Consider the following 18,854-nt stretch of genomic DNA (forward strand, 5'->3'; position numbering starts at 1 on the left):
TAAATGTTCAAGTCACTGAACAATCTATCGGCAATTTTCATTTTTTGTTAAGAGCGGACACAATCTCTCTTTTCGAGAGATACCGGACTCTCCGGGAAAAAACGACCGATTTTTCAGTTCTCTAAAAAACCGAAAACATCGTATCATTCACATACTGAACAAGTGTTTTGTCCACGCCAAACGCGGCATAGGCATCCACCAATTCTCCAGCGTGGCCGAACAGTTCTCCCTGATACCGTCGGGGAACGAGCACTCCCGAAAGCGGCGTGTCCAAACGCGCCACCTGAGACCGAATGATGTCCAACAGGGCCATACCGCGCACGGTCTGCCCCAATGCGGGATGCCACGGACCGTCCAGAATCGATTGTTGCATCTGCTCTTCCGGGGCGAGTCCCATGCGAATCACGCGGGTTCCCCTGGCCCATAACACCCCAAGGGCCGAAGCAAGCTCGGTCCGGGCGCGGGACAACGTCCACGGCACATACTTCCCCTGTTCCCATAAGGTAGCAAGAGCTGTGCCTTGGATGACAAGGCACGGATAGAGCCGGGCGGTTTCCGGGGCAAATGCGGCGGCCTGTTCCACGTCAGAAGCGAACAGACCGGGCTGATCCCCAGGCAGACCGGGCAAAAGCTGGACACCGAGAACAAGGCCGGACTCGGCAACAATCCCGCAGGCCCGACGGGCCGTTTGACCGTCATATCCGCGACTCGATTGTTGCAGGGCCGTATCGTCAAAAGATTGAATTCCCAGTTCCACCATATCCAATCCCTGCTCTTTCAGCGAAACGAGCATGGGCACATCCACACAATCGGGTCGGGTGGAACATCGAATACGTGTGAGCAGACCACGGGATCGAAACCGGCTGGCCAATGCCAGGAACTTTGATGGCCACGGCTCGGGCAATGCCGTGAATGTCCCGCCGTAAAACGCCAGTTCGTATGGCCCTCGCCCCTGATCCAGGGCCTGTTGCAGGTCGCGCTCCAACTCGCGTGACACGAGGTCCAGATCGGCGTGGTCCCGACCTGTCAGTTTATCCTGCGCACAAAACGCACACCGATAGGGACACCCGGCAAAGGGCAAAAAGACTGGCCAGACTCGGCCGGCCACCGGAGACGGCTCCGGGTGAGAAAAACGGATTTTGGTCATGGTTCCTCGCAATATGCGCCACAGTGACTTCCAGCCGTGCGGCTTGTCAAGACACCCCCCGCGATGGTTGCCCACGCCGCAGCTTTCGCGTAACTAGCTCCCCATGAAAATCGGCATACTGCAACTCAACCCTCTTGTCGGCGATCTTTCTGGCAACAGTGCCAAAATCATTGATGCGGCCCGGGACGCGGCCAGACGCGGCGCAGACCTTTGTCTGACGGCGGAAATGGCCCTGACCGGCTACCCACCCCGAGACCTGTTGCTCTACGACGAATTCGTGGACCGGGTCTGGCGAGAAGCCGAAGCCGTGGCTCGTGCGCTCGAAAACGGCCCGGCCCTGCTGCTCGGTGCCGTGACAAAGAACCGCTCCGGCCAGGGAAAACCCGTCTACAACTGTGCCCTGTTCTGTGAGGGAGGCTCCATCCGTCAGGTCTTCAAGAAGGCCCTGCTTCCCACCTATGATGTTTTTGACGAGGCCCGGTACTTCGAGCCTGCGCCCGAGACCGATTCCAACGCCAATATCCTCCGCTTCAACGACACGACACTGGCCGTGACTATTTGTGAAGACGCGTGGAACGACAAGGATTATTGGGATCAAAACGCCTACACCCGCGATCCGCTGGAAGCGGCGGCAGCCCATCATCCCGACATGATTCTCAACCTGTCCGCGTCCCCCCTGTTTCTGGGGAAACAACGTATCCGGGAAGACATGCTCGGCACGGTGGCACACAAATACGCCACACCGCTCATCTACGTAAATCAGGTCGGGGGCAACGACGATCTTGTCTTTGATGGCCGATCCTGCGCCTTTGATTCTCAGGGAACCTGTATCGCCCGCGCCCCTGGATTTGAAGAAGCCACGGTTGTGGTGGACCTCGAAGGAGACAACACTGTCGCCACAGACGATTTTTCCCGCGAAAGCGAGACGTGGCGCGCGTTGGTTCTCGGCACCCGCGACTATGTGCATAAAAGCGGCTTCACCACCGGGCTGGTCGGCTTGTCCGGGGGAATCGACTCCGCCGTCACTGCCGCTGTGGCCGCTGAAGCCCTTGGCGCAGACAACGTCACCGGGGTTCTCATGCCCTCTCCCTATTCCAGCACGGGCAGCATCGACGATTCGCTGAAACTGGCCAAGAACTTCGGCATCAAGACGTGGACCCTGCCCATCGAACCAATCATGACCCAATTCGAAACCGCATTGGCAGAGCCGTTCGCCGGATACAGTCAGGACACCACGGAAGAGAACATCCAGTCCCGCATCCGGGGCAACCTGCTCATGGCCCTGTCCAACAAATTCGGTTCCCTGCTCCTGACAACAGGCAACAAATCTGAATTGGCTGTGGGATATTGCACAATTTATGGAGATATGTCTGGTGGGTACGCGGTCATTTCAGATGTAAACAAGACCGGCGTATTCGCACTGGCAAAATGGTACAACGCCCAGAACGGACCACAAATTCCAAACGCCATCATCACCAAACCCCCGTCCGCCGAGCTTCGTCCGGAACAAAAGGATGCGGACTCCCTGCCCGACTACCCGATATTGGACGGTATTCTGGAGCTGCACATCGAGCACCAGAAATCCCGTAACGAAATTCTCTCGGCTGGATATGATGCCACAACCGTGGACCACGTCCTCCGACTCGTCCACATTGCCGAATTCAAACGGAGACAGGCGGCCCCGGGGATCAAACTCACCCCGCGCTCCTTTGGCACTGGTTGGCGGATGCCCCTGGCCTGCAAACAGGATTTCTAAAACGACTGATCGGCTTTTTCGAGAGCGGTCAACAGGGTTTCGCTCATGGACCGCACGTATTCGAAATACGACCGCAGCCCAGATTCACGCGATGTCGTATCCGAGCCGAACACCTGTCGATGAAAAATCGCGTTATTGAAATCGTTGTATCGTTGCACCAAATAGGTGACATTCGTTGCATCGAAATGGGCGAGAATGGCCAGCCCCTTGGCCTCGAAGAGCGGGCCTGAGTCCGCCAGGACCATGGTCACGGCTTTGCGAATACTCCGCCACAATGCGGTTTCACGCTGCACGAAATGTCGCACTTTTTCCCTGTCCACACGGGGTGAAGCCACCCGAAAAGCCTCGGCCATGACCCGACGCACCGGAGTCGTGCCCAGGTCCGGCTCGGGATCATGTTCGATACCCGGCCCGTAGAGGATGCTGGAACGGGACGTGTTCCAACAGGCAACACCGGACATCCTGATGGTTTCAGCCAGCCACAAAGCGGCATCCCGAAAGTTGATGGTCGTATACAACTGCTCGCCGAACACCGTTTTCACGGGATACAACTGAGGATACCGATTGATAAGCGGTTTCTCCTGCGCCATGATCTCGTCCTTAAGCGTTCCCCGCGCATATTGGAGGCCCCATGGGTCCGAAGAAACCAGTTGCGCACCGACCAACGCGCAGGATGTACAGCCCAAATGTCGGGCCAGGGCAAAGGCTGTGGAAATGACGGACCCGTGCAGTCGAAACATTTCCCGGGTCTCAAAGACCGGCGAGGCAAAACTCCCGAAAAGGAACTTTCGGCCAAAGGTATCACCCCCCAGATCTGACAGGCAATATCCCACCAGAATGGTATCCGGAAGACGGGGAATCTCTTTGAAAACGCGCCCGGAATCAATCGATGTGTCGTTGATAACCACAAAATGCGGATGAATCCCGGCTTCGACCAGGGGTTTGACCGCATTATTCACACAAATAATCAGTGCGTTGTCCCGATTTTTGCGGATGTACTCGAACGACTCGGGCAAATCCGGTCCCGCAGCCACCAGAATGGCCCCGCCATTCACGGCCCGGTTCTTCAATGCGCTGATGGACGGGGACACCGTACAATCCACCACATTTTCATAGGCGTGCAGCTGCTGGTCATACATCAGCTCATGCTTGATGGTCCGCATGGGACGAGAGCGAGCAAAGGCCTGACCGGACAAGGGATAGACAACATACCGATAGTGCAGGATTTCCAGATACTCGATAACCGCTTCAGCCCATGGGCCGTGCTCATGCCGAATCCGATCCGTCAAAAAAAACGCCGGGGTCCCCATGCGGAAAAGGGCACCGGGCAGCAGGTCCTGCAAGGCGGGAGACAAGGAAACCGGGTCTCCGGTGAAGCAGAAGAAATTTTCGATATTCAAGGCCGCAAGGCCCATGGAGTCCACACAATGAACCAGCACCCGTTCGTCCGGTTCAAAAAGCACGACCACGGTTTTGGCATCGGCGAGGCAGGCTCGGAGCTGGGGCGAATCCGCTGCCCCCAGAAACACCACGAGCCGGGTCTGTTCCATGGCCGTTTCCACGGACATTTTAGCGGAAAACACGGAAAAGGCGCGCCGTGCCGGGTCCTCATAGGGATACTGGTACATGGGATTTTCATATACACAGACCGGCGTATGCCCGGAGGGGCCATGGGGACCGGCGTCACTCGAGCCTTCGCCCGCCTGCTCCACCGAATCGCCCCGGCACAGGATGCCCAATTCGACAAGGGCTGCTATCTTACTGTTTTCCATACACGCATCGCTGTTCTGTTTGAGAATTCACCGACAAGGAACAGATGTCCCACATTCCGCAAACTGGCTTTCACCCCGCGTTTTGTCAAGAGAGTCAGCCTCTTTCACTCCCTGTCCACGCTTTTTCTTTTCCATTGGCTGAATTCACTGTATGGTCGCCTCCGACCCCACATATTTCAGGAGACTGCATGCGACGAAAACGGACATCACATTCCATGGAGAAAACGAGAAACACCATTCTGGTCCTTCTCGCTGTCTCGGCCCTTGCCATCTTCTTCAATCTGGATGCCGTGCGTCATGGACGTTCCATCTTCACCAACCATGCACAACGTCAACTCAAATTCAGTGGGTCTCTTGAACGAGAGGATTTCTCCGCAGCAGAACTCAAACGCATGACAGCCTATCTCAGCCAGCGGGAAAAATACTTCAAAGAAGTGACGATCAAGGCGTCGCCACAGGACAGCTATCGAAAAGTCACGCCCTCGACTCCCATTCTCTTCGAGATTCAAGTGACCATGAAAGACGGATTCACCTTCACGACGCCGACACGGCGAACCACACGGGCACAGTTGCAAAAATCCGTCCTCGCCAAGTTGGACAAGGACGTTCAGGTCTATCTCAAACTCAAGAAATCCGGGAAAAAGCCAGGGGGACTCATCAACACCATGTAAGAAAGGCGGTCCGGTTCAAAACCATTCGCCGACCCTGAAATACACAGCCTGAGAATTCGGGCCAAAACCGATTTCCGTACTCAGGTACATGGTTTCCTTTTCCGACAAGAGATACCGCACGCCAAAACCGCCGGTAGGAATTGTCGAATTTTTGAAAAGCTGATTCGGTTCATCGGCCACCCAGCCCAGTCCGCCGAAAAGATTCACCCCCCATCGCTGTGTCAACTTGTACTTGATCTCGGTCTGGATCGATGCGGATTGTTTGTCGATATATTCCGCGTAGGGGAATCCTCGAAGCCGAAGGAACGGCATATCGAAAAAAGGCGTGTTCCCGTCAGAAAAATTCAATTCGGCCATACCGCTGACAACCAGCCTGTCCGTCAATCCATAATAATGGGCGTAGCTCGTCGAGGCCTTGCTGTAATCATAGTCTCCGCCCCACGCTTCATTATAACTCATGAAATCGAACTGGAGCTTGCCGCCTGCGGTCGCAAAGACACTGTCGTTGGTCGTGTCCCGTTCTCCAGCCAGTCCAAGCCCCACGGTTTTTACCGAATGATGCAGTGTGGGCAACACCGGGTGCAACGACGAAAAATCAACGCCAAAATCCCAATTGAACACCTTGATTTTCGGCCCGAGATACCAGTGATCGAAAATCCGGGCAGAAAATGTTCCCTGAAAAGCGGTCACATCAGCACTGTACTTCAGCGGATTGTTCCGAAGCGCAGAGTCATTGCCAACCCCATAATATTTCAGATTGAATTCGCCATAGGCCAGATACGCTGTTCCCCGAAACCGATCATTGGCATAAAACCCCTTGTGAAACATCCCGGCCGCCCAGCTCTCATTGGATGTGGCCATCGCGGCAACGCCAGTCATCGAATGAAGCTCTTCATTCGCTTCGTTCCCAGGATCATTCCAGAAATCGTCTTCGGGGTGCATATACATGACCACCCCGGTCAGTCCGGCACCCAATGTGGGGTTGACCATAGGAACCGGCGCGAACACCAACCGATCAAAAAACGACACATTCTTCTGTTGCACCGCATCAGACGCATCATCCACGGTCTCCACAAACCGGGCATCTCCATCGGCACGACACACCCCGGTCTGCGACCCAATGAAGAAACAGGCGAACATGATAATGGTCGCCCACATGCGCTGCTGATTTTCTGACATTCTCCTTCCATACGCGGCCAGTCCCATTACGGCAAGGGGGGCTTTGACTTGCACGAGGCACAAAAGACGGTGTAGTGTGCCCTTCATTCGGAGACCCTCTCATGACACACACATTCGACGCCCTCATCTGCGGAGGCAGCCTTGCCGGAAGTGCGGCTGGTTTCGCCCTGGCCAAGGCCGGTCACTCTGTGGCCATTCTCGATCGAGCGACCTTTCCCCGTCCCAAGCTCTGCGGCGGTCTGCTCACGTGGAAATCCGTCAAGCTCTTGGAACATCTGTTCGGCGAGACTCCCGGCACACTGACCCGAGCCGGAGCAATCAACTACGCCTCCAACCAATATTCCATCCACACCCGGACCAATGCCGTGGCCCACGGCACCCTGTCCTTTCCCTTTCACTTCGTGGACAGAACCGCTTTTGACGCGCTCCTGCTCAACAAGGCCCGACAGGCCGGTGCAACGATCTTTCAGGACACCGCGGTCGCCCACTGCGATCCGGCCCGAGGAATTGTCACCAGCCAGACCGGGGAAACCTTTCAGGGAACCGCTGTCATCGGCGCAGATGGGGCAAACTCGGTTGTCAGAAAATCTTTTTCCGACGTGGACACGAAGCGGATGCGCCGACTCATGGCCCCGACCATTGAAGTCCGCCTGCCCGCACACGCCTTCCCTCGCCCGGTCACACACCCGGAACTCTCTATCGGTTTCCTCGATGCAGGCTATGGATGGGTCTTTCCGAACAACCAATCCGTCATTGTGGGCGTCTGCGGACTCAAAACAAAAAATACCAATATTTCACAGGTATTTAAAGAATATCTAGAGTTTCTCAAGATAGATTCGGAGGCCATTCCCGACCGACGGGGACATCCTTTGCCCTATGGAAACTATCTGAAAGAGCCGGTTTCTGGCGTCACGATGCTGGCAGGCGATGCGGCCGGACTGGTGGAGCCTCTTTTTGGTGAAGGTATTTTCTTTGCCCTGTGTTCAGGCATGTATGCCGGAGAAGCCGTGGCCCACGGTCTGGCAAAACAGACCAGTCCCGGCCCGGAATACATTCGTCGGCTCAATCAGCAGATCATCCCGGAACTCAAAGCATCGGATCATCTGCGCTGGGCCATGTCAAAAGGGATGCAATGGATCGGTCCGTGGAGTCTCAAACTTTTTCTCACAATGGCAGGCACCCCTTTGGGCGAAATGGTGCACGGAATGCGATCCTATTCCTGGCTTCGAGAAAAGCACTGGGATTTCTAAACGCTTTCCCCCCTTGAATCATCCGGCTCTGTCATTTATACCAAGGAGTGCGCACCACTTCAGACCGCAAGGAGTACCCATGGCTGACAAAATTCTTATCATAGACGACGAGGAAGGCATCCGCATCTCCTTGCGCGGTATTCTGGAAGACGAAGGCCTTGAAGTTATCGAGGCCGAATCGGGCGAACAAGGGCTGGAATCTCTCGGCACGGATATCCCGGATCTCATTTTTCTCGACATCTGGCTGCCCGGTATGGATGGTTTGAAAGTGCTCGATATCATTACCCGCGACTACGAAGGTCTGCCGGTTATCATGATTTCCGGCCACGGCACCATCGAGACCGCGGTTCAAGCCCTGAAAAAAGGCGCCTTCGATTTCATCGAAAAACCCCTCTCTCTGGAAAAAGTGGTTGTTTCATCCAGAAATGGTCTCGAATTCTCCCGGTTACGTCAGGAAAACATCGCGCTCAAAACCCGCATCAGTTCCGAACAACGCGTGACCCTGACCGGAGAATCAGAGGCCATCATCAACCTCAAACGGGTCATCGGACGTGTGGCACCCACGGATTCATGGGTGCTCATTACCGGCGAAAACGGAACGGGCAAGGAAATCGTGGCCCGGGCCATTCACCATCAATCCGGTCGAGCTGACCGCCCTCTGGTTGCGGTCAACTGTGCCGCCATCCCCGAAGAATTGATCGAATCGGAACTGTTCGGCCACGAAAAAGGCGCGTTCACCGGCGCGGACAAGGCCAAGGAAGGCAAATTCGAACTAGCCGACGGCTCCATTCTCTTCCTCGATGAAATCGGCGACATGAGCCTGAAAACACAGGCTAAGATTTTACGGATTCTTCAGGAACAATCCTTTGAACATGTGGGCGGTCGCAAGACCATCCGGGTTGACGTTCGCGTCATCGCCGCCACCAACAAGGATCTGGCCAAGGAAATCAAGGCCGGAAACTTCCGCGAAGATCTCTATTACCGACTCAAGGTTTTTCCCCTTGAATTGCCCCCGCTCCGGGACCGCATCGAAGACATCCCCCTGCTTATCGAAGATTTCATGGCAACGCTGGTCCAGCAGCACGGATTCAAGCCCATCGGCTTCAATCAGGACGCAATTGAAATTCTCAAACGATATCCATGGCCCGGCAACGTCCGGGAACTCAAGAACTTTGTCGAGCGCATGTTCATCATGTATGCCGGAGACGTGGTCACCGCCGACCGCTTGCCCCCGGAATTCAAACAGCTCTCTGTGGAATCAAAAATCACAGACACCCCTTCCTCTCCAGATGAATCCATGGACATGTTGATTTCCGAGGGACCAACCGATCTCAAGCAGGCACGCGCCGATTTCGAGGCCCGTTTTCTCGAAGCCAAGCTCAAGGAATTCGATGGCAACATCTCCCAGCTTGCCAAAGCCATCGGTCTCGAACGCAGCTCGCTCTACCGCAAGCTCAAGGCATACCAAATTCAAACGGACTAGCTTCCCGCTCACACAGGCACTCGCTCTCGAAACGGACGCGTCCGCCCCACACCGCCCGATTCCTGTTTACAGCGTCAAACAAGAGAGTCATACTCCGAAAGGAGACTTTCTTTTACCGAGGACAGAGCGATGGCATGGAATCCTGACACATATGAAGCGTGGTTCGACACCCCTGAAGGGCGGTTCGCCTTGGAACAGGAGACGCGACTGCTCCACAACGTGTTGGCCGGCTGGCCTCGCCGCAAGCACAAATTGCTTGAAATCGGCTGTGGAACCGGACTTTTCATGGATATTCTGTACCAGATGGGCCTTGATGTCACCGGCATAGACACCAGCCCGGAAATGCTCATGGCCGCCAGAAAGCGTTTCAAGAACCGCGCCGAACTGCATCTCGGACACGGTGAGCACATGGGCTATTCAGACAACGAATTCGACTACGCCCTGATCTGGTCCGTTCTCGAATTCTCCAACGAGCCAGAAGCCATGCTCGCAGAAGCCGCCCGTGTGGCCGAAAAAGGACTCCTCATCGGATTCCTCAACAAAAACTCCCTCTACTACACCATGAATGTCCGAAACTCCGGCTCCAGCATGGCCAAAGCCAACTGGTTCACCTGGTGCGAAATGCAGGATCTCATCAAACGCGCCACCGGCTTTCGCCCAACCATCGCCCGATCCGTCCTCGCCGGCCCCTCCAAAACCTGGACCCATTCCACCGTTTCCAAGCTCCTGAACACCACACTTCTCCCACCTTCTGTCGGTGCCTTCGTCGCCGTTCGCGTCGATTTTACCAACATGAAACCCATGACACCCCTCTTCGCCTGGAAAACAGAACCCGAAATGGGATAAATTGAAATGCCTTCGGCAACTGGGGGAAAGGGAGAGACAAACCCTTTGAAAAGGGCTTTTTCTCTCCCTTTCCCCCAGACCCCCTATCTCTCTCTTTTCCTAAACTTTTTATGTGCCTTCGGCAGATGTGTACGTCCGCGTGAAGAGACGGCTGTCGTCTGGGGTATGGGATGTGGGATGTGGGATGTGGGATGCCTCCGGCGGCCAGAGGGGAACCTCTTGGAAGAGGTTCCCCTCTGGACTCCCTTCCAGAACTTTTTGGCGCGCCTTCGGCGAGGTTCCACGACATTCATTGAGTGGGATTGAAGAAGGAGGAAGGATATGAAAGAGGGGATGGGTAAAGAAATAAGAGAGAAGAGGGGGAAAGTTACAGACTCAAGAGCCCCTTGCAGAAGATGTACTTTTTAAAATTCTTCAAAAGAGTCTGTAAAAAAACATTTTTTTACAACGCTCTCCCAAGAGCCGCACGAACTTTCGCTGCCGACAGTTTCGAGCGAAGCGAGCGATAAAAAGTTTCGGAGAGTCCAGAGAACCCTTTTCAAAGGGTTCTCTGGTCCCGCTGAAAGCGACCGCCGGTAGGCTCCCGCTGAAGGCGACCCCCGGTAGGGCCGGTAGGCTTGTTAGAGCATGGGGAGGTATTTATCGAGTTCGAATTCGGTGACTTGAGTTCGGTATTCATCCCATTCGGCGAGTTTATTTTCGACGAGTGCGTTGTGCAGATGATCTCCGAGCACTTCTTTCATGAAGCTTGATTTCTGGAGATTGATGGTTGCTTCGTAGAGCGAACCGGGCAGGGATTTGATCTTGTTTCGCTTGAGCTGACGATCATCCATGGAGAAGATATCATCCTCGACAGGCGGAGCGAGTTCGTAGCCTTCTTCCATGCCTTTGAGTCCGGCAGCGAGCTGAACGGCAAAACAGAGATAGGGATTTGCAGCAGGGTCCGGGCAACGAAGCTCCATGCGAGTGGCATTTTCCTTGCCGGGTTTGTACATGGGCACACGCACGAGCGCGGACCGATTTCGCCGCGCCCAGGCCATGTAGACCGGGGCTTCGTAGCCGGGAACCAATCGCTTGTACGAATTGACCCACTGGTTGGTGATGGCCACGAATTCCGGGGCATGTTTGAGAATACCGGCGATATAGGACTTGCCTTCGGGCGAGAGATGGTATTCATCGTTGGCATCGTAGAAGACATTGCGTCCATTTTTGAACAGGGATTGATGGACATGCATACCTGAACCGTTTTCGCCAAAGATTGGCTTGGGCATGAAGGTCGCGTAGCAGCCGTGTTTACGGGCAATTTCCTTGACCACGACTCGATAAGTCATGGCGGTATCGGCCATTCTCATACCTTCGGCGTAGCGCAAATCGATTTCGTGTTGGGATGGAGCAACCTCGTGGTGCGAGTATTCGACTTGAATGCCCATGGCATCCAGGGCGAAAATGATATCCCGTCGAATGTTGTTTCCAAGATCAAGGGGTGGTGCATCAAAGTAGCCACCGGCATCAAGGACTTCGGTATCCTGGTCATCGGCAAACAGGAAAAACTCCAATTCGGGACCAACGTAAAAGGTGTAGCCTTTTTCGGCTGCCTCTCCCATGACATTCTTGAGCACGTACCGCGAATCGGCCTCGAACGGAGATCCATCAGGACTCGTCACATCACAGAACATGCGGGCCACAGGGCGATCAGATGGCCGCCAGGAACAAATTTGAAACGTGGTGGGATCGGGCATGGCAACCATGTCGGATTCATCGATTCGACAAAATCCGAGAATGGATGAGCCGTCAAAACCCATACCTTCTTCAAAAGAGGTTTCCAGCTCGTTAGGAGTCACCTGAAAACTCTTCAAGGTCCCGAGAATGTCCAAAAACCAATATTGAATGAAACTGACGTCATAATCCTTGACCGCTTTCATCACGTCGTCTGCATTTTTGCAATTGAAAACCGGGATTTTCATACTTCCCTCCAATCTTTGGGTTGAACGCCATCCTACAATTGAGCGTCATGTGTATCGATAAGAACGATGCGCCCTTTCCCGCGCACTATCCGATGCTTCAAAATCCGAACCTTATCAGGTGCCCACCATCAGACACAATAGAAATATACCGACCAAAAGGGACGACATTCATCCATGCCTCGCATCCAGCCACCCCCATGATTATCACGACATTATAATTGAAGCCTTTTCAAGAGCTTCATAGTGCCCTTAGTATGCGCAACTATTTTCCAGTATTTATACTTTTTTAGTATGATATTAACGTCGTCCGGGAGGTTGGTATGGGTTGGAAAGACTGCAAACTCAGCGTTAAATTTGGTGTGGGCTTCGGGGCTGTCCTCCTTTTACTTGTCGGTCTCGGCTTCTGGTCGGGCTATGGCATTGAAGGAATCGTCGGCAATGCCAAAGAGGTCATTTCAGGAAATGCATTGCGAGGGAACTTCACCGAAAAAATTGTGGATCACCTCAAATGGGCCGAAAAGGTCAATGAATTACTCACGGATTCTCATATCCATTCACTGGATGTCCAGACCGATCCGAAGGAATGCGCCTTTGGCAAGTGGTATTATAGTGATGCCCGAATCGCAGCGGAAAAGCTTGTTCCGGGAATCAAGCCACTTTTGCATGAAATAGAGGCATACCATGATGAACTTCATGCTTCGGCCATTGAAATTAATGACAAATACGCACCTGTGGATGTGGAATTGGGGGCCTTTTTACGAGACAAGAAATTGGATCATCTTGTCTGGATGAGTCAAATCAAGGACACGTTGATCGATCAGCAAGCCACCGAAACAGGGGTTGAGACCGATCCGCACAAATGCAAACTCGGCCTGTGGCTGTATTCCGAAGAAACACGACAGCGCATGATCGACGACCCGGAATTCGGAGCAGCAGTCAAGACGATTTTCGAGCCACATGCCGCGCTCCACGATTCGGCCACCGACATTGACAAACTATTGCAATCCGACCAACGCGACAAGGCGATGGACTGGTTCAAAGATGTCACGGCAGGACTGGCCGAGGAAACACTTGGGACGATTGATTCGGTCCTGGCACTCAACGATAGCAGGCTCAAAGGCTACGAGGCCGCAAAACTCGTCTATGTCTCCAAAACCATTCCGTCCCTCAATGCAGTGCAGGATATCCTCAACAAAAGTTCTGCCGTCATCCAGGCAAATATCATGACTGACACGGAAATGCTCGCAGCAGCGAATGAAACCCGGACCGGAGTCATCATCTTCAGCGTCGTTTCGATACTTGTCGGCATTTTCCTCGCATGGATCATTGCCCGGGGCATCATTTCTCCGCTCCAAAAAGGCATGGATTTCGCGGCGGAAGTTTCGACAGGCGATCTGACCGCGACCGTGGATTTAAACCAGAATGATGAAGTGGGCCAGTTGGCACATTCTCTGTCAGACATGGCGGACAAGCTCAATGTGGTTGTGGGCGAGGTGAACCAATCTACAGCCGGAGTCTCTGCCGGAAGTGAACAATTATCGGCATCAGCACAATCCCTGTCGCAATCCGTGGTTGAACAGGCCGCTTCCATTGAAACCATCTCTTCATCTATTGAAGAAATGACGTCTGGCATTCGGTCCAATGCGGAAAGTGCGCAACAGACCGAGGGCATCGCCATCAAGGCCGCCAGCGGCGCAAAAGACAGTGGCGAGGCTGTGGGCGAAGCATTGGACGCCTTCAAATCTATTGCCGAACGAATCACGATCATTCAGGAAATCGCTCGTCAGACCAACCTGCTCGCACTGAACGCGGCCATTGAAGCGGCCCGGGCCGGAGAACATGGCAAGGGCTTTGCTGTCGTGGCAGCGGAAGTCAGAAAGCTGGCAGAACGAAGTGGCGAAGCCGCCGAAGAAATCAGCGGATTGTCAGAATCGTCGATGGGTGTGGCGGACAAGGCAAGTCAAATGCTGGAAGCCCTGGTCCCGGAAATCGGAAAAACCGCCGAACTCGTGCAGGAAATCGCGTCAAGTTGTACAGAACAGGATAAAGGCATCAGCGAAATCAGCGCATCGGTCAATCAGCTTGACCAGGTAGTTCAGGGCAATGCTTCAGCCTCCGAGGAAATGGCCTCAACCAGTGAAGAACTGGCCGCTCAAGCCGAAAATCTGGCACAGGCAATGACCTTTTTCAAGGTGCAAAACGCTGATTGGGCTGCCCCCAAAAGCACTCCAAAAATCAAGGCTGCACCACCCCAGCCGCTCCCTTCTCATTCTCCGTCTTCACCCCCTTCAAAAAAGGAAACGAACACGGGGGTCGATTTAAACATGGATGATGAGAACGACGATTACGAACGGTTCTAGACTATCGGCACAGAGGCATGACTCCCGATGTCTCTGTGCCTTTTTCATTTCGAGAGGAATCTTTCCGCGTAGCGGGAAAACCGCTAACTGCACAACAGGCATGGCCGATTATCGCAGCTGAATCCAATCTTTCAGCCCATATTTCAACAACAGGTAGTTCAACTGGCCGGTCTTGCGCATGACTGATACCCCTTTATCAAGGATGTCACACAATTTTCTCGAACGCTCCGGCCGCTCGGATGTCATGGCAAAACTCAAATATTGATCTGTTGGATCGGCATAACACCCGCCATAAAACAGAACATCTTTCAGTCCGAGAGATTTGAGATAATATTCCACGACCACCTTGTTTCCGGCAAGGACCTGAATCCGTTTGTCCTTGAGCATCTTCAACAGCCGAACAACCGGTTCATCCCCATACATGACATGAAATTTTTCAGGCGAACGGATCACCGCATCACGCAGCCAGTCACGGTATTCATACCCTTTGACAAGTCCCACCATGACATCAGCAAGCGATTCCTCACCGGCAAACATCCATCCGGGCTGGTTCGTATAAAAACACAACAGATCCTTGCCAAGGGTCTCGTTCGGGAAAATGAACCCTGAGTGGTCATCTTGCAAACACCCGATCAGAATATCGGCCTTGCCACTCCGCACGTCGTCAACAGCGCGTTTCCATGGCATCGGCTGATATTGAATTTCGTACCCCTTCGATTCAAAAACCGCACGAAGGATTTCAACGGCATACCCCTCCATACGAGAGCCAGTCCGTCCATTGTACGGCATCCTCTCATCAGCAACCACGACAATTTGCTCCTGCCCCCAGGCAGAAAGCTCCATGCCAAGCAGAAGGAGAACGCAATAGAGTATACACAGTGTCTTTTGATTCACGTTGCACACAATATCAGACCGTCAGTATTAATACAAACCCTGTATTTTTATTATGATACTCTTTTCTGATATCGTCCAAGACACCAGATTCGTTCCATACATGCTGAAAAACCACTTTCCCTTTCTCTCAATCCGAAAAATCCACGGATTTACGGCTCAACCACAGAATCCCGACGGTTCAGCACCTCTGCCATGGACAAATATGCCGCATAATACATCTGAACATGCGCCACATAGTCAGGCGTTTCATGGCCCACAATATCATAGGCGGCCCACTCGACGTTCCCGAACCATCGGTCAGGGTCCAATCCCATTGCTACGGCTCTTTTCCGAAATGTTCGCACTCGTCCTGGTCCCGCATTGTAGGCAGCCAGTGCAAAATCCACCCGAGACTCAGGTGCCAAATTTTTGAAATATTTTTCGCACAAAAAATGTAAATACTTCACACCGGCATGGATGTTGTTTTCCAGTTCTTCAATATCGGTGATGCCCACGTTGGGGTCGCTGGCGGTTGAAGGTTTGATCTGCATGACGCCCACCGCGCCCCGTCGGCTTCGCAAGCGTTGATCAAAACCGGATTCCTGAAACGCCAATGCTGCAATCTTGAGCCAATCGAATCCATATCGAGCCGCATACTTCCGAAAAAGCTCTGCCATGGGATGCAGCCGGCCCTGTTCCAACGGGTTCTTGAAATTCAGGACATGCTGCTCGTTGACCAGATACCGCTTGTAAAACATATTCCCCTTGAGCGTGCCCTGACGGACGGTCTTGGCAAACCCGTCAAGACTGGCCTTCAACTCCGTATTACCGGGCCGGACCGCCCAGGCCAAATCGCCGCCTTCATGAAGAACAGCCTCATAAAAAAGTCGCAGTCCGGGCATGGTTTTCTTCCAGATTTCAGCCAATTGATTTTCCGCGACCACATACTCTATCAAACCTCGTGACACCATCTCCAACAGATCTTCCGTCACCAGATCAGGATCGGTTTCAACCACGTCTATGGCCGATAATCCTCGTGCCTCCAAATCCTTGCTGACTCTCTGAAGATGTTCGACATAACTGCTTCCAGCCATGGCGTGGACTCGTTTTCCGGCCAAATCATCCAAACTGGAAACAAGAGGGCTTCGATACCCGCCCACAACGATTTCTTGAATATCCTTTCGATAGGGAGATGAAAAAGCCACGATTTTTTGCCGGTCCCGAGTCATCGTCATCCCAGCGGCCACGACATCGCCCCGTCCATCCAGCAACGAAGGGATCAATTGGGAAAACGGGACAGCCAAAAAGACCATACGGACTTTTTTCCCTGGAGACTGTTTGGCCAAATATCGCGAATACGCATTCATGAGGTCCACTTCCAGACCACGCATGACGCCTTGAGAGACAAAGAAATTTGTTTGATTATATGAAACAAGCACACGGACCGGCCGACCGAGTTCGATCATCTCGGCAAGATCGCCGGTCCATTTTTGGGACACTCGGTCCAGACTGGTGGGCGCGGCACACACGACACTCCCCAGACACAGCACCAACACTATCGCGGTAATATATCGCCCCATCAACCCTCCTGATCGTATTTGACAATCACCAACGTGATATCATCTTCCGCCTTGGCTCCCTCGGTAAAGACTTCTACCGCCTTGAAAACTCCATCCAAAATATCCTGAGCCGACAACGCAGAAAGCCTACGCACCACAGCTTTAAACCGTTTTTTCCCAAACATCTCCCCCGACCTGTTTCGGGATTCCCAAATCCCATCAGTCCCGATAGCAAAAATTTCTCCGGGAAGCAGATCGTTCGTGTGTTCGGTATACACGGACTCGTCCATCACCCCGACTGGCAGCCCTGCTTCTGCGCCGAGTTCCGTAAACGCATCATGAACCGGACAGTAAATCATGGCCGGATCATGTCCAGCCCGAACCCAAGTCGCTCTTTTTTTCTGTGTATCCAACGTCAAATAAAACAGAGTCATGAAACGGCCAGATCCATCCAGATCCTCCGCCAGATGCTGATTCATCGACGTTACGACCTGAACCGGTGTCCCTGGTTGAGAGGCCCGCATTCGCAAAAATCCCCGAGCGGTCGTCATCAACAGAGCCGCGTCCACACCATGGCCGGAAATGTCACCGACAACAACGGTCAACCCGGGACGCCCAACGCCCGCCCCTTCCAAATAATCAAAATAATCGCCGCCTGCGATCTCGCTCGCCACACTCGCCCCGGCTACATCAAGCCCGGAAACCGTTGGGGCTTTTTTCGGCAACAAACTTTTCTGCACCTCTCCGGCCAGCTCCACGGCCTTCTTCTGTTGGGTCAAGTCTGCAACAAAAGCCACATGTCCCAAAAAAAGACCTTCTTCATCGCGCAAAGTATTCGCATTGACCAAAACAGGAACCACATGCCCGTCCTTGTGAATCATGCTCCCTTCAAATCGACGCTGATCCTGTTTGAGAAACTTTTTTTTCTTATCCACGAGAAATCGTTGATATTCCAATGTTGCGAAATCATGCGGCCGCCGCCCCATCAACGCGTCCCGTTCATACCCGATCATCCGGCAATAGGCGTCATTGACCTCCTTGATCGTCAAATCTTCACCCATGAGGAAATACCCTTCACCAGCTCCCTCAATCGTCCGCCGAAATTTAGACTCACTCGCGACCAGCGCTTCCTCCGCCTTCTTTCGGCGCGTAATATCCATCAAAATGCCTTGATTGAAAAGTCGCCTTCCCTTTTCATCACGGACAACCAATGTCTCATCCGAAACCCACCGCACCTCGCCATCAGCGGTCCGTATTCGATATTCCTGCGTGTATTCTTCGGCATCCAACGCTTGATACCGTTGAATCTCTGCGCCCACCAACTCCCGATCATCCTCATGTGCGATTCCTTCAAAAAAAACCGTACCATTTAAAAAATCCTCAGCCGAATATCCCCACTGACTCACGTTTTCCGAAACATACACCAAACCGAATTTATCATCCGCCTTTCGCCGGAACAACACAGCCAAGGAATTCTCCACAATCAGATTGGCCAATTCCAACTTCTCCCTGGCCTCTCGCAATTGTTCAACCTCAACACACGCCCCTTTTCGACCCGCCTTATACTCCTCCAACTCGGCCTCGCACTCGGCGAGGCGCACCCGAAGGTGCTCCAATTCGTCCACCTGACCCTTTCGGAATTTTCTGTCAATTCCAGCCACAGATCCCCCTTCTCCTTCAACCTTCAAAACACATGACAAATAGCTAGCATGATTTTTACAGGTTACGCACCTATAATTCAACAGGCTCAAAACCAACTTGACATATTACTACTCTAGTAGTAATAATTATCATAAGGAAGCACCCTGAGCATTCACGTCTTCCCATGCCTCCAACCTCCTTTCCCCCCGGTTTGCGCCCAAGCCGGGGGAATTGCCTTTCTTACCCTCCCGGGGGGCACCTTCGGTGAGACCAGGACGCTGTCCTGGACCTGCCAGAGAACCCTTTGAAAAGGGTTCTCTGGACTCTCCTAAACTTTTTGGGTCGCTTCGCGA

The 18,854-nt window shown here is 53.3% G+C and carries 13 protein-coding genes; 6 read left to right on the plus strand and 7 right to left on the minus strand.

Annotated features, from left to right (window positions below; all coding sequences use genetic code 11):
* Nucleotides 1-121: 121 nt before the first annotated feature.
* The gene (locus GO013_RS14700; protein ID WP_163812415.1) at nt 122-1,147 is read right to left on the minus strand and encodes a radical SAM protein; all 1,026 of its coding nucleotides are present in this window, start codon (nt 1,145-1,147) and stop codon (nt 122-124) included.
* A 103-nt stretch (nt 1,148-1,250) separates the two neighbouring features.
* Between GO013_RS14700 and GO013_RS14705 the strand changes: the two genes are divergently transcribed.
* Nucleotides 1,251-2,903 carry an NAD+ synthase gene (locus tag GO013_RS14705; RefSeq protein ID WP_163812417.1) on the plus strand — a complete coding sequence of 551 codons (1,653 nt, stop codon included), beginning with the start codon at nt 1,251-1,253 and terminating at the stop codon, nt 2,901-2,903.
* Here GO013_RS14705 and GO013_RS14710 read toward each other — a convergent pair.
* Nucleotides 2,900-4,675, minus strand: a complete 1,776-nt coding sequence (locus GO013_RS14710; protein ID WP_163812420.1) for a 6-hydroxymethylpterin diphosphokinase MptE-like protein — start codon at nt 4,673-4,675, stop codon at nt 2,900-2,902. The two genes, GO013_RS14705 and GO013_RS14710, sit on opposite strands and share 4 nt — an antisense overlap.
* 188 nt (nt 4,676-4,863) lie before the next feature.
* Here GO013_RS14710 and GO013_RS14715 point away from each other — a divergent pair, with 188 nt between their 5' ends.
* Nucleotides 4,864-5,346, plus strand: a complete 483-nt coding sequence (locus tag GO013_RS14715; protein ID WP_163812422.1) for a hypothetical protein — start codon at nt 4,864-4,866, stop codon at nt 5,344-5,346.
* A 15-nt stretch (nt 5,347-5,361) separates the two neighbouring features.
* Here GO013_RS14715 and GO013_RS14720 read toward each other — a convergent pair whose 3' ends face one another.
* Nucleotides 5,362-6,525 carry a BamA/TamA family outer membrane protein gene (locus tag GO013_RS14720; RefSeq protein ID WP_163812424.1) on the minus strand — a complete coding sequence of 388 codons (1,164 nt, stop codon included), beginning with the start codon at nt 6,523-6,525 and terminating at the stop codon, nt 5,362-5,364.
* Between the two features lie 101 nt (nt 6,526-6,626).
* Between GO013_RS14720 and GO013_RS14725 the strand changes: the two genes are divergently transcribed.
* The 3 genes from GO013_RS14725 to GO013_RS14735 all read left to right on the plus strand — a co-directional run bounded on the left by GO013_RS14725 (nt 6,627) and on the right by GO013_RS14735 (nt 10,104).
* Nucleotides 6,627-7,775: a geranylgeranyl reductase family protein gene (locus tag GO013_RS14725; protein ID WP_163812426.1), complete on the plus strand. Its 1,149-nt coding sequence runs from the start codon at nt 6,627-6,629 to the stop codon at nt 7,773-7,775.
* 79 nt (nt 7,776-7,854) lie between these two features.
* Complete coding sequence (locus GO013_RS14730; protein WP_163812428.1) at nt 7,855-9,258, plus strand: sigma-54 dependent transcriptional regulator; 1,404 nt, start codon at nt 7,855-7,857, stop codon at nt 9,256-9,258.
* Nucleotides 9,259-9,387: 129 nt separating this feature from the next.
* Nucleotides 9,388-10,104: a methyltransferase domain-containing protein gene (locus GO013_RS14735; RefSeq protein ID WP_163812430.1), complete on the plus strand. Its 717-nt coding sequence runs from the start codon at nt 9,388-9,390 to the stop codon at nt 10,102-10,104.
* A gap of 620 nt (nt 10,105-10,724) precedes the next feature.
* Here GO013_RS14735 and GO013_RS14740 read toward each other — a convergent pair.
* Nucleotides 10,725-12,068: a glutamine synthetase family protein gene (locus GO013_RS14740; RefSeq protein ID WP_163812431.1), complete on the minus strand. Its 1,344-nt coding sequence runs from the start codon at nt 12,066-12,068 to the stop codon at nt 10,725-10,727.
* A 320-nt stretch (nt 12,069-12,388) separates the two neighbouring features.
* Here GO013_RS14740 and GO013_RS14745 point away from each other — a divergent pair, with 320 nt between their 5' ends.
* Complete coding sequence (locus GO013_RS14745) at nt 12,389-14,428, plus strand: methyl-accepting chemotaxis protein (RefSeq protein WP_163812433.1); 2,040 nt, start codon at nt 12,389-12,391, stop codon at nt 14,426-14,428.
* Between the two features lie 108 nt (nt 14,429-14,536).
* Here GO013_RS14745 and GO013_RS14750 read toward each other — a convergent pair whose 3' ends face one another.
* The 3 genes from GO013_RS14750 to GO013_RS14760 form a co-directional block, all read right to left on the minus strand.
* On the minus strand, nt 14,537-15,322 hold the full coding sequence (locus GO013_RS14750) for a transporter substrate-binding domain-containing protein (RefSeq protein ID WP_163812435.1): 786 nt from the start codon (nt 15,320-15,322) through the stop codon (nt 14,537-14,539).
* Nucleotides 15,323-15,471: 149 nt separating this feature from the next.
* Nucleotides 15,472-16,881, minus strand: coding sequence for a transporter substrate-binding domain-containing protein (locus tag GO013_RS14755; RefSeq protein ID WP_163812437.1), 1,410 nt, complete (start codon nt 16,879-16,881; stop codon nt 15,472-15,474).
* Nucleotides 16,881-18,521 carry a SpoIIE family protein phosphatase gene (locus GO013_RS14760; RefSeq protein WP_163812439.1) on the minus strand — a complete coding sequence of 547 codons (1,641 nt, stop codon included), beginning with the start codon at nt 18,519-18,521 and terminating at the stop codon, nt 16,881-16,883. Before GO013_RS14760 ends, GO013_RS14755 begins: the two co-directional genes overlap by 1 nt.
* Between the last annotated feature and the right edge of the window lie 333 nt (nt 18,522-18,854).

This window comes from Pseudodesulfovibrio sp. JC047, from assembly GCF_010468615.1.
Lineage (GTDB): Bacteria > Desulfobacterota > Desulfovibrionia > Desulfovibrionales > Desulfovibrionaceae > Pseudodesulfovibrio.